This window comes from Ruminococcus albus 7 = DSM 20455 (assembly GCF_000179635.2).
GTDB classification, from domain to species: domain Bacteria; phylum Bacillota; class Clostridia; order Oscillospirales; family Ruminococcaceae; genus Hominimerdicola; species Hominimerdicola alba.
Window position 1 is genome coordinate 446,286 of the sequence record NC_014833.1, and the last position, 11,946, is coordinate 458,231.

11 protein-coding genes are annotated in these 11,946 nt (G+C 44.4%); 9 read left to right on the forward strand and 2 right to left on the reverse strand.

Annotated features, from left to right (window positions below; translation table 11 throughout):
- Window positions 1–451: 451 nt before the first annotated feature.
- Window positions 452–1,606 carry a hypothetical protein gene (locus RUMAL_RS22805; RefSeq protein WP_013497153.1) on the reverse strand — a complete coding sequence of 385 codons (1,155 nt, stop codon included), beginning with the start codon at window positions 1,604–1,606 and terminating at the stop codon, window positions 452–454.
- 712 nt (window positions 1,607–2,318) lie between these two features.
- Here RUMAL_RS22805 and rfbA point away from each other — a divergent pair.
- The 8 genes from rfbA to RUMAL_RS02105 all read left to right on the forward strand — a co-directional run bounded on the left by rfbA (window position 2,319) and on the right by RUMAL_RS02105 (window position 10,195).
- A complete protein-coding gene (rfbA, locus tag RUMAL_RS02070) occupies window positions 2,319–3,206 on the forward strand; it encodes a glucose-1-phosphate thymidylyltransferase RfbA (RefSeq protein WP_013497154.1) in 888 nt (295 codons plus the stop codon).
- Window positions 3,207–3,220: 14 nt separating this feature from the next.
- Complete coding sequence (gene rfbC / locus RUMAL_RS02075; RefSeq protein WP_013497155.1) at window positions 3,221–3,772, forward strand: dTDP-4-dehydrorhamnose 3,5-epimerase; 552 nt, start codon at window positions 3,221–3,223, stop codon at window positions 3,770–3,772.
- A 12-nt stretch (window positions 3,773–3,784) separates the two neighbouring features.
- A complete protein-coding gene (gene rfbB / locus RUMAL_RS02080; RefSeq protein WP_013497156.1) occupies window positions 3,785–4,813 on the forward strand; it encodes a dTDP-glucose 4,6-dehydratase in 1,029 nt (342 codons plus the stop codon).
- A gap of 1 nt (window position 4,814) precedes the next feature.
- Window positions 4,815–5,894, forward strand: a complete 1,080-nt coding sequence (locus RUMAL_RS02085) for an acyltransferase (protein WP_013497157.1) — start codon at window positions 4,815–4,817, stop codon at window positions 5,892–5,894.
- Window positions 5,851–6,738: a dTDP-4-dehydrorhamnose reductase gene (rfbD, locus tag RUMAL_RS02090; RefSeq protein ID WP_013497158.1), complete on the forward strand. Its 888-nt coding sequence runs from the start codon at window positions 5,851–5,853 to the stop codon at window positions 6,736–6,738. Before RUMAL_RS02085 ends, rfbD begins: the two co-directional genes overlap by 44 nt.
- A gap of 16 nt (window positions 6,739–6,754) precedes the next feature.
- The gene (locus tag RUMAL_RS02095) at window positions 6,755–7,819 is read left to right on the forward strand and encodes an NAD-dependent epimerase/dehydratase family protein (RefSeq protein WP_013497159.1); all 1,065 of its coding nucleotides are present in this window, start codon (window positions 6,755–6,757) and stop codon (window positions 7,817–7,819) included.
- Between the two features lies 1 nt (window position 7,820).
- On the forward strand, window positions 7,821–9,053 hold the full coding sequence (locus RUMAL_RS02100) for a nucleotide sugar dehydrogenase (RefSeq protein ID WP_013497160.1): 1,233 nt from the start codon (window positions 7,821–7,823) through the stop codon (window positions 9,051–9,053).
- Window positions 9,054–9,262: 209 nt separating this feature from the next.
- Window positions 9,263–10,195: a hypothetical protein gene (locus tag RUMAL_RS02105; protein WP_013497161.1), complete on the forward strand. Its 933-nt coding sequence runs from the start codon at window positions 9,263–9,265 to the stop codon at window positions 10,193–10,195.
- Window positions 10,196–10,307: 112 nt separating this feature from the next.
- On the opposite strand, the gene RUMAL_RS02110 is transcribed toward RUMAL_RS02105, so the two are convergent.
- The gene (locus RUMAL_RS02110; protein ID WP_013497162.1) at window positions 10,308–11,273 is read right to left on the reverse strand and encodes an aldo/keto reductase; all 966 of its coding nucleotides are present in this window, start codon (window positions 11,271–11,273) and stop codon (window positions 10,308–10,310) included.
- Window positions 11,274–11,536: 263 nt separating this feature from the next.
- Here RUMAL_RS02110 and RUMAL_RS02115 point away from each other — a divergent pair, with 263 nt between their 5' ends.
- On the forward strand, window positions 11,537–11,938 hold the full coding sequence (locus RUMAL_RS02115) for a putative DNA-binding protein (protein WP_013497163.1): 402 nt from the start codon (window positions 11,537–11,539) through the stop codon (window positions 11,936–11,938).
- Window positions 11,939–11,946: the final 8 nt, after the last annotated feature.

Here is an 11,946-nt window from a genome sequence, read left to right on the forward strand (position 1 = left end):
ATTAAAAATATTTGTCGTATATTTCCTTATGCGGTCTTTGACCCTTCGGTTACAGGATCTTGTTTTAGTACATGGGCCTTGGCGGTGTTGATCCGCCGGAACAAAAGTAAAAACGTTTAACATATCTGCACGTCAACATGACCCCTATAACTAATAGCATTATAGCATATACGGTGTTTTTTTGCAATGGTTAAAATATATAGTTATTTTCTACGTCTTTTAGATGTTTTACTAAATTTCAGTATGCAATAAAATTATCATCCTTATATCAGACGATAATATGCTGAAAAATAGCCCTTTTATAGGTATTGTCTTATTTAAGTTGAATTGTGCAAAAAATACCTTAAAATTTATATAATAATATTACGATCATGATATAGTAAGATATTGATAAAAAAGACCGACAGTCTGCAGACAAACTGTCGGTCATGTATTCGGATGCGCTGATATATTACTTAACAGTAACAGTTATAGCATTCTTGACAGCACCGGTGGTATCCCATGTACCGCCGACCTTTGCGGCAACAGCCACCTTATATGATCTGCCTGCAGTCAGCTTGGGCGAAGTCCAGTAAGTGGTTGAAGGAGCGATGCTCTGAGTATAAACTCTCCACTTGCCTGCGGAATAGTAAGCTATACCGTAAGCCTGGGCATTGGGAACAGCGTTCCAGATAAGTCTGAACTGATGGAACTGAGTGTTGTAATCAATGTTCCTGATAACAGGAACGTTGTTAGTGCTTGAAGAAGACAGGCTGACAGTGTAGTTTACGGGTGCCACACCGTACTCGATATCACCTGCAAGACCATCGCCGGTAGCTGAAAACTTGAGATCGGAAATGGACAGCTTAGCACCGTCTGCGTTAGCACCGTTTTTTACCTTAAGCATGAAGTAGCCCAGAGGGTTATTGGAGCTGATGGTCACAGGAGCGATGCCGTAGCCCATGACTACATACTGGTTATCGGATGCGCTGAAGTTATCCATGCTTCCGATACCGCTCAGATCATCGAATACTGCATCTTCAAAAACACCGGAGCTGAGATTAATGTCAAAGTAATAACCGGTCAGTTTCTGATTGTACAGACCTGATAAAGTTACAGGGATCTTGATCCATGTACCGCTGCTGTTATTGACAACGGATGCAGCACCGAGTTTTGTAGTAACAGCGTTGCAGGTAACTGTTCTTATAGGATACCAGTCGGTATCGTGAGATTCGCCTGTTTTGGTATTTGTTATCTGTACCTTGAAGTGTCTCAGGTTCTTGGACGAAGTCATGGTATCAGAATACTTTGCACTTGTAGCGCCGCTGATCTTTGTCCAGTTAAGGGTACCAGACTGAGTATCGCTGTAGTACCACTGATATGTAAAGTCGCTGGAATTATAGCTGCCCTTATAGTCGTCATACAGAGTGACCTCAAAAGTAAAGGTATCGCCTACTTTGCAGTACTGGTCGCCAGTCAGACCTGCGGCGGAATCTGCGGAAGCTGCTAAAGCGTTTGCTGTGTCATTGACTGAGAATGTTGCCGGAACAGCGCCTGCAACGGGCATCATGATCGCTGCTGCGCATAGAAAAGCTGCGCACTTGCTTGCTGCTTTTGTAATTTTCATAGAAAAGACCTCCATAACATTAAAGCGTTTTTGTCCGGCTGCCTATGACCGGAGCGTATCCTTTAAGAGTTGATGATCATATGACCGAAAAGGCGCATCCTCTGAATAATATGCCGATCAATTCAGCGGGGCAACAGTTAAAGGGTATAATACATAAGGGATATACTGTGGTCACTTAATCAAGATCATTGTATCATATTTAACAAATGATTTCAATTATTATATTTAACAAATGTATTTTGCTGTTTTTATTGGTTTATTATAGTTTGCAGGTATATATGAGATGAAAAAAGTATGCAGCAATTGAAGTTATATTGCAGGGTGATCTTCTGCATCAGTATCGTGGTGACACATAACAGTTTTGCTGATGATCAATTGATAAAAATATACAATTACATATCGCATGATTTGTTGCTCAGCTATAATTTAAAGGTATATATATCACTGGTCAAATTAATTTTTGTTCATATTACAGGAAATATAAAGAAATATTATACGGATTTCAGTGGTTTGATGTGATGAAATTTGTTGTATTGCACATAATTCATTTTAAGTTTACAAGCGTTATTTGACATGAGCGTAAAAAAATAGTATAATATAAATAAATATAGTTTCGCATTTGCATTCTATACGTTGTGTGGATGTGAAAATGCGGAAATTCGGTGCTATTGAAAAAACAGAGTAATAAATTTAATGACAGGGAGGAAAAGATATGAAAGGAATAATTCTTGCCGGAGGTTCCGGTACCAGGCTTTATCCGCTTACAATGGTAACATCGAAGCAGCTGCTTCCTGTATATGACAAGCCGATGGTGTATTATCCTCTCTCTACGCTGATGCTGGCAGGTATAAAGGATATACTCATAATCTCGACCCCTACCGATCTGCCGAATTTTGAAAGGCTTCTCGGTGACGGTTCTGAATACGGTATCACCCTTTCTTATAAGGTGCAGCCCTCTCCTGACGGACTTGCACAGGCGTTCATAATTGGCGAGGAATTCATCGGTGATGATGCCTGCGCTATGGTACTGGGAGATAATATATTCTACGGCAACGGATTCGGCGGACTGCTGCGTGAGGCTGTAAGGGATGCTGAGGAAAACAGGAGAGCTACGGTCTTCGGGTACTATGTCCCCGACCCCGAGCGCTTCGGCGTTGTTGAGTTCAACGATAAAGGACAGGCTGTGTCAATTGAGGAAAAGCCTAAGGAGCCTAAGTCCAACTATGCGGTGACAGGTCTTTACTTCTATCCCAATGGCGTTTCAGCCAGAGCAAATGAGGTCAAGCCCTCGGCGCGTGGTGAGCTTGAGATAACCACATTGAATGAGATGTATCTTGATGACGGTCTGCTGGATGTTCAGCTTCTGGGCAGAGGCTTTGCATGGCTGGATACGGGTACTATGGATAGTCTTGTGGATGCTACAAATTTCGTGCAGATGGTGCAGACACGTCAGGGGATAGAGATATCTGCCCCTGAGGAGATAGCGTTCATCAATGGCTGGATAACCAAGGACGGACTTATGAAGTCTGCCGAAAAATACGGAAAATCCCCCTATGGTGCGCATCTGAAAAAGGTTGCAGAGGGCAGGATAAAATACTAAGGAGCTATTTAACGATGGGTAATTTTACTTTCAATGAAACTAAGATAAAGGGCGTTTACATAATCGATGTGAAGACCTACGGCGATGAGCGCGGCTACTTTATGGAAACTTATAAGGAAGACGATTTCAAAGCGGCAGGACTGGACTATAAGTTTGTTCAGGACAACCAGTCAAGTTCCAGAAAGGGCGTACTCAGGGGACTGCACTTCCAGAAGACTCACCCACAGGCGAAACTCGTAAGAGTGCTGAAAGGCGAGGTGTTTGATGTTGCAGTTGACCTCAGAAAGGGAAGCGAGACCTACGGACAGTGGGTAGGCGCTGTACTTTCCGAGGAGAACAAGCGTCAGTTTATGATACCACGCGGCTTTGCACACGGATTTCTTGTAATGAGCGATTATGCAGAATTCGCTTACAAATGCGATGACCTTTATCATCCCGAGGACGAGGGCGGCATCATGTGGAATGACCCTGCCATCGGCATTGAATGGAAGGATGTCGGAGAACTTATACTCAGCGAAAAGGACAAGCATCACCCATCACTGGCTGAATCTAAAATTGAATTTTAAGGAGAATATACCATGACAATATTTGTAACAGGCGGCGCGGGCTTTATTGGCTCAAACTTCGTTTTCCATATGCTGGATACCTATCCTGATTATCGTATAGTATGTCTGGATAAACTGACCTATGCAGGCAATCTTTCCACACTTGAACCCGTGATGAAGAACCCGAATTTCAGGTTCGTGAAGATAGATATCTGCGACAGAGAAGCTATATACAAGCTGTTTGAGGAAGAAAAGCCCGATATCGTTGTGAATTTCGCGGCTGAATCTCACGTTGACCGTTCTATCGAGAACCCCGAGATATTCCTGCAGACCAACATTCTCGGCACACAGGTGCTGATGGACGCTTGCAGAAAGTACGGCATACAGAGATATCATCAGGTATCCACCGATGAAGTTTACGGCGATCTGCCCCTTGACAGACCCGACCTGTTCTTCACCGAGGAGACACCCATACACACTTCTTCACCCTATTCGTCTTCAAAGGCGGGTGCTGATCTGCTGGTTATGGCTTATCACAGAACTTACGGTCTGCCTGTGACTATTTCCAGATGTTCCAACAACTACGGTCCCTATCACTTCCCCGAGAAGCTGATACCCCTGATGATAGCAAATGCACTGGCTGACAAGCCCCTGCCTGTATACGGTGAGGGTCTGAATGTCCGCGACTGGCTGTACGTTGAGGATCACTGCCGCGCTATCGACCTGATAATCCACAAGGGAAAAGTCGGCGAAGTTTACAATGTCGGCGGACACAACGAGATGAAGAACATCGACATAGTAAAGCTTATATGCAAGGAACTTGGCAAGCCCGAAAGCCTTATCATACACGTTGAGGACAGAAAGGGTCACGATATGCGTTACGCTATCGACCCCACAAAGATACACAACGAACTGGGCTGGCTGCCCGAGACTAAGTTTGCGGACGGTATCAAGAAGACTATTGACTGGTACCTGAACAACCGTGAATGGTGGGAAACAATAATAAGCGGAGAATATCAGAACTACTACGAGAAGATGTACGGTAATCGTGCGGAGGTCTGAGATGTCCGCAAAGCGCAATTATTCAACCGATTTACTTCGTTGTATACTGATGATAATGATAACTGCGCATCACATTATCGTTCATACATTAGATCTTAAAGCGCTTGGGACAGGCAGTGTTGCGGCCGACAGGTTCGATTTTTCACTGTTTTTGCTGAACTCATTTTGTATTATAGCTGTTAACGCATTTTTCTTCATAAGCGGTTATTACTCAATTAAACTTAAATCAAAAAAAATAGTCTTACTGTACGTTGAAATGGTGTTCTACCTGTTCTTATGGTACCTTGTCATGCTTTTGACAGGGCAGTTTCCTCTGAAATCGGGACAATCGCTCAAATATCTTTTCAATGTGGCGTTCCCTATCTCGACGTACTGGTTCATGGGCGCATATTTTCTGCTTTGCATACTTGCGCCTTTCATTAATGGATTTATAGATTCCCTTGATGCGGAAAAGCAGAAAAAACTGCTGATAACCCTTAGTGTCGTAGCTGTGATATACGGCTTTATATTCGACTGGGACGGTATCGGCAGAGGACACACGTTTTTGCACGGATTGTATATGTATTTCGTAGGTATGCTGTGCCGCAAGAACAGTGAAAAGCTTCCCAAGAACAAGCTGATATATCTGGGAATATATCTTGCAACTTCGGGGGCTGTTGCTTTTGCGGCTTTTGTGATGTACAGACATTCACATTCCACGCTGGCATGGTATATTTACAGCTACAACGATCCGCTGATAGTAATAGGTGCTGTGGCACTTTGCCTGCTGTTTATTTTCTGGGATTCATACGGACCTGTATCGGAATTTTCAAGCAGGATATCAAAATATGTGCTTTCTGTCTACCTTATAACGGTAAACCCGACATTTGTTTTTTATCCCGTAAAGAGATTCATGGAGACACACAACAGTCAGCCTGTTGTCATCTCCTCGATAGTCGTATATTCGATAGCGCTTTTTGCTGTATGTATAGTTATCGATCTTCTCAGGGAAAAGCTGTTTGCATTTTTAGGCAGAGTACTTCATTTGGAGGATTTATATGAAAATATTTGTAACTGGTATTGGTGGTCAACTCGGTTATGATGTTATAAACGAACTGAAAAAGCGCGGTCATGAGGCTGTGGGTTCTGATATTTTCGACGGTGTTGAACAGGATGTTGAGTACAGAAAGCTTGACATCACCGACAAAGAAGCAGTCGAAAAAACGCTGACGGAAGTAAGACCCGATGCTGTGATACACTGTGCCGCATGGACTGCTGTTGACGCGGCAGAGGATGAGGAAAATCTCCCGAAAGTACGGGCGATAAATGTTGACGGCCCGCAGAATATCGCAAATGTCTGCAAAAAGCTGGACTGCAAGATGATACAGATATCCACCGACTATGTTTTCAACGGACAGGGCGAAACTCCCTGGCAGCCCGACTGCAAGGACTACGCACCGCTGAATGTTTACGGTCAGTCGAAGCTTGACGGCGAACTTGCGGTAGCCAACACCCTTGAAAAATATTTCATCGTCAGGATAGCATGGGTATTCGGCGTGAACGGAAATAACTTCATCAAGACCATGCTGAATGTGGGCAAAAAGTACCCAGAGGTACGTGTGGTAAACGACCAGATAGGTACACCCACCTACACCTTCGACCTTGCACGTCTGCTGGTGGATATGGCTGAAAGCGATAAGTACGGATACTACCATGCTACCAACGAGGGCGGATATATAAGCTGGTATGACTTCACCTGCGAGATATTCAGACAGGCGGGTTATGATACGAAAGTCACCCCTGTGACAACTGCGGAGTACGGACTTTCCAAGGCGGCACGTCCTTTCAACAGCAGACTTGACAAGTCCAAGCTTGCAGAAAACGGCTTTGAGCCTCTGCCGACATGGCAGGACGCAGTAGCCAGATATCTGAAAGAAATTAAATAATCGGGTGGTCATATAAATGTTTGACAATAATATAAAAAATGTTTTTGTTACAGGTGCGGCAGGATTTATCGGCTCGAATCTGGTAACAAAGCTGTTCGGTATGCTTGACGGTGTATGTATCATCGGTCTTGACAATATGAACGATTACTACGATGTAAGCCTGAAAGAGTACCGCATAGCAGAGATAGAAAAGGCTGAAAAGAACAGCAAGTGCACTTTTAAATTCTATAAAGGCGACCTTGCTGACAAGGCACTTATCACGAAGATATTTGAGGAACACAAGCCTGAGATAGTTGTGAACCTTGCGGCGCAGGCAGGTGTGAGATATTCTATCGAGAACCCCGATGCTTACATAAATTCCAATATGATCGGCTTTTATAATATCCTTGAAGCCTGCCGTCATAATCCTGTGGAACATCTTGTTTATGCAAGTTCTTCCAGCGTTTACGGCGGAAACAAGAAAGTTCCATTCAGCACTGATGATATGGTAGACCACCCTGTTTCACTGTATGCGGCTACCAAAAAGAGCAACGAACTTTTTGCCCACGCATATTCAAAGCTGTACAATATCCCAACAACGGGCCTTCGTTTCTTTACCGTTTACGGCCCTGCGGGTCGTCCCGATATGGCGTATTTCGGATTCACCAACAAGCTTGTTAACGGCGAAACAATAAAGATATTCAATTACGGAAACTGCAAGCGCGATTTCACTTTTGTTGACGATATCGTTGAGGGCATAGTCCGTGTTATGCAGAAAGCTCCCGAAAAGAAAAATGGTGAGGACGGTCTGCCTGTACCGCCTTATGCGCTGTACAATATCGGCGGCGGCACTCCCGAAAATCTGCTGGATTTCGTGCATATACTCAGCGAGGAACTTGTCCGCGCAGGGGTACTGCCCGAGGATTATGATTTTGATGCGCACAAGGAACTAGTACCGATGCAGCCGGGAGATGTCCCCGTGACTTACGCGGACAGCACCGCACTTGAGCGCGATTTCGGTTTCAAACCGACAATCGACCTGCGCACAGGTCTGCGCCGTTTTGCGGAGTGGTACAAGAATTTCTATATGGGAGGAAAGTAATATGAAGATCGCAGTTGCGGGTACAGGATATGTGGGACTTTCGCTGGCGGTATTGCTGGCGCAGTATAATTCTGTTACCGCTGTTGACATCGTACCCGAAAAGGTGGACATGATAAACAGTAAAAAATCGCCCATTCAGGACGATTACATAGAGAAATATCTTGCCGAAAAAAAACTCGACCTCACTGCAACTCTTGACGGCGAGAGCGCATATAAGGACGCTGAATTTGTTATAATCGCAGCCCCCACCAACTACGACCCGAAGAAAAATTTCTTCGATTGCAGTGCGGTTGAAGCAGTTATCGGACTTGTACAGAAAGTCAATCCCGATGCGATAATGGTCATAAAATCCACCATACCTGTTGGATATACCAAGAGCGTGCGCGAGAAGTTCGGTACAAAAAACATAATTTTCAGCCCCGAGTTTCTGCGCGAAAGCAAGGCACTTTATGATAACCTCTATCCCAGCCGTATCATTGTCGGTACCGATATGGAGGATGAGCGTCTTGTAAAAGCAGCACATACCTTTGCTGCACTGCTGCAGCAGGGCGCAATAAAAGAGGATATCGACACTCTGTTTATGGGCTTCACCGAGGCTGAGGCTGTAAAGCTGTTCGCAAATACTTATCTTGCACTGAGAGTAAGCTATTTCAACGAGCTTGACACATACGCAGAGATGAAAGGTCTTGATACCCAGCAGATAATCAACGGTGTTTGTCTTGACCCTCGTATAGGTACGCATTATAATAATCCTTCCTTCGGCTACGGCGGATATTGTCTGCCCAAGGATACCAAGCAGCTGCTTGCGAATTATGCTGATGTTCCGCAGAACATGATGTCTGCTATAGTTGAATCCAACAGGACGAGAAAGGATTTCATCGCAGACAGAGTTCTCGAAAAGGCAGGATACTATTCGTCGAACAGTTCGTGGGATTCTACCAGTGAAAAGAATGTTGTTATAGGCGTTTATCGTCTGACAATGAAATCCAACAGTGATAATTTCCGTCAGAGTTCCATACAGGGCGTTATGAAGCGTATCAAGGCTAAGGGTGCAACAGTTATAATCTACGAGCCCACCCTGAAGGACGGCGAAACATTCTTCGGAAGTCAGGTCGTGAATGACCTTGAAAAATTCAAGGCTGAGTCTGCGGCTATCATCGCCAACAGATATGACAGCTGTCTTGATGATGTGCAGGAGAAGGTCTACACCCGTGACCTTTTCAGAAGAGATTGATGTGATAAAGGCACTTCTGTGTAAGGAGTGCCTTTTTGTTTGTGATATTTGACTATTTTGCGAATTGAGATTTGTACTTTCTGCTAAAAATAATAAGAAATTATTGAAAAATTTGGGATAATCTGTTATAATCAAGACGTTGGAAAATAAGGTGGGTGACACCGCGACAGAATTAGGGTATATCCCGGATTCAGAAAGGTTGGGTTTTAATGAAAAAAGTTCTCGCATTGACTCTCGCACTGACAATGTCTGCTATGATGTTTGCTTCGTGCGGTGATTCTAAGGATGAAAGCAAAGCTGATGCGTCTTCAAAGGCTGCAGCATCGGAGGCTGCGGAGGGACAGGCTGATGTGTCAGAGGCAGCTGAGGAGTCGGAAGCAGCTGAAGAAACAAGCGCTCCCGAAGTGACAGAAGAACCTGCCGAAAGCGAGGCAGAGGCTGCACCTGAGATTGCAGAATTTGACAGAACAAAGGTGATAGGCTACGATGAAACAGCAACCGAAACTGTTATCGAGCTGACAGACCAGATATCGGATGCATGGACAAACGGTCTGGGTTCATATTCTGTTGAAGGCGGCAGCGGTGATAACTATGTCGACGGCAGATGCTTTGACAGAGATAAGGATGTACACATGGTAGTTGAGTTTGAGTACACCGAGAAGTTCAATCAGATGATCGAGGAGGATATCACAGATCAGCACAAGCAGCAGATCGTTATAGGTCCCGGTCACGCTAACGGCTGGAACAAGTTCGGTGAGACATTTGAGGGACTTATTACCGACTATCCTGCAGTGAATGATCCGAACCTGAAAGATTACGTGGTAGCTAACGGTGAAGATCTGGCAACACCCGAAACCAAGGATGAAGCATCCAAGACGGATCAGGTATGGCCTGATGTATTCGTTAAGTCTGACGGATTCATAAAGATAGGCAATCACGATGTAAAGTCTGTTGAGTTCACTATCCCCGCGGCTGAGATCAATGCACTTATCGACAATTCCACACTCGATCCCGATGATCCCGAGAAGTGGGGCGATGGTATAATGTTCCAGATCGGCGGCAATATGTACATTACCAAGATCACCATAGATCAGGGCAACGTTTTCCTGAAATCTCAGATCGCTGAAAGCGGAATGGCATGATCGTAAATAATTAGCTGAAATAAGCGGATAGCTTTGTGCTGTCCGCTTTTTGCTATATCTATAGTCTATAAGAGTGACAAAAAGACCGTCGCAGAAACGACGGTCCGAATGGTCATATTCTGTTATCAAGGAATGCAAGGGTCTTTTCATCATAGACCATATCCTGTGCTGCCATGTTCTCCTCCATCTGCCAGAGCTTTGTAACGGCAAATACAGATGATACAAAGAATGGCTGGCTGTTCAGGTAGCCCAGAGGAACTACCGCAGGAGGTGTGCCTGTTTTATCGCATAGCTGTTTTACTCTTGCAAGACGTGCAAGGTTCGCTGTAGAAGCAAACTGGCTTTCCGGCAGATTTGTAGCTGCATCACCTCTCGCAAGCTTTGCGAAAAAGCCTTTAGCCTGGGGCGAGAATGCCATCACAGGGAAATTGTGTCGTCTGTACCACCCGAATTCCCTTGTATCCATGCATACGAGTGTTTTATCACCGAGTATATCGGTGCTTGCGTGTGCGAGTGAATAGTTTATCTGGCTGATGCGGATAGGTTCAAGTCCATTCTCGCGGGCATAGCGGTTGGCTTTTTCGATACGTGCGGTAGTCCAGTTAGATACACCTATGAAATGTATCTTCCCGGATATATACATTTCGTTCAGTATAGGCATTATTTCTTCAACGGGAATATGCGGATCATCGCGATGAAGAAAATAAATATCTACGTAGTCAGTTTTAAGACATTCAAGACTCTTTGCAAGGTCTGCTTCAAGGCTTGCCCTGTCAAGACGGGACTCGCCTGTTTCGAGGTCGTGATGACCACCCTTTGTGGAGATGATAACCTTGTCACGACATTTTCTGGATTCCAGCCATCTGCCGATAACAGATTCGCTTGAATCAGCACCGCCTTCGATCCATTCACAGTAAACGCGGGCAGTGTCTATACACCAGCCGCCAAGCTCGATATATTTATCCAGGCAGGAAAAATAAGCATCATCATTATCGTGTCTTTCAAAATTAGCCGTGCCATATGTCAGGCATGGTATCTTTATCTCGTATTTTTCGTTCTTCAGTGTGCAGGTCAGCATCTTGTCATAACCTCCTCTTGTTTCATTATATATCCCTACTAATCATTATCCTTAAAGTATAACATATAAATCGCGTGATTTATATAATAAATTGTAAAATTTTATGTTTTTGTTCTGAGCCCCTTGACAAACAGAGAAAAGTGTTATATAATAGGTGATGTTGTAAAGCTGAGAAACTTTACAGGTATCCAAAAAAGTTCGCAGTACCTTGTGAAGGACAGCGGACAATTATGGAAGAACCTGCAGAACAGGAGGTCTATGGTATGGCTAAGAGCTTTGAAATGTATATTCTGCTCGATTTGTACGGCAGGCTCCTGACAGAGAAGCAGTTCAATATCATGGATCTGTATTATAATGATGACCTCAGTCTTGGTGAGGTCGCAGCAGAGTGCGGTATCTCCCGACAGGGCGTACACGATGCTGTCAAGCACTGTGAAAAGGCGCTTGAAGAGTACGAAGAAAAGCTTGGTCTGCTGAAGGCACAAAAGGCTTATGTTGAGGAACTGAAGGAATTCAAGGCGCAGGCGCTGGATATATTCAACGAGTGTAAGCGCATCAGTCTTTCAAGACCTATCGCTGAAAAGACGATAGTACTGCTTGAAAATCTTGACAGCAAGCTGGCCGAATACGAAACTGAAGAAATTATTGATGAAGCCGCAGAATGACGGCATTT

Excerpts from the sequence above, each read along its gene's own strand:
- RUMAL_RS22805 (WP_013497153.1), bottom strand. The coding sequence starts at position 1,606 with ATGAAAATTACAAAAGCAGCAAGCAAGTGCGCAGCTTTTCTATGCGCA.
- rfbA (WP_013497154.1), top strand. The coding sequence starts at position 2,319 with ATGAAAGGAATAATTCTTGCCGGAGGTTCCGGTACCAGGCTTTATCCG.
- rfbC (WP_013497155.1), top strand. The coding sequence starts at position 3,221 with ATGGGTAATTTTACTTTCAATGAAACTAAGATAAAGGGCGTTTACATA.
- rfbB (WP_013497156.1), top strand. The coding sequence starts at position 3,785 with ATGACAATATTTGTAACAGGCGGCGCGGGCTTTATTGGCTCAAACTTC.
- RUMAL_RS02085 (WP_013497157.1), top strand. The coding sequence starts at position 4,815 with ATGTCCGCAAAGCGCAATTATTCAACCGATTTACTTCGTTGTATACTG.
- rfbD (WP_013497158.1), top strand. The coding sequence starts at position 5,851 with ATGAAAATATTTGTAACTGGTATTGGTGGTCAACTCGGTTATGATGTT.
- RUMAL_RS02095 (WP_013497159.1), top strand. The coding sequence starts at position 6,755 with ATGTTTGACAATAATATAAAAAATGTTTTTGTTACAGGTGCGGCAGGA.
- RUMAL_RS02100 (WP_013497160.1), top strand. The coding sequence starts at position 7,821 with ATGAAGATCGCAGTTGCGGGTACAGGATATGTGGGACTTTCGCTGGCG.
- RUMAL_RS02105 (WP_013497161.1), top strand. The coding sequence starts at position 9,263 with ATGAAAAAAGTTCTCGCATTGACTCTCGCACTGACAATGTCTGCTATG.
- RUMAL_RS02110 (WP_013497162.1), bottom strand. The coding sequence starts at position 11,273 with ATGCTGACCTGCACACTGAAGAACGAAAAATACGAGATAAAGATACCA.
- RUMAL_RS02115 (WP_013497163.1), top strand. The coding sequence starts at position 11,537 with ATGGCTAAGAGCTTTGAAATGTATATTCTGCTCGATTTGTACGGCAGG.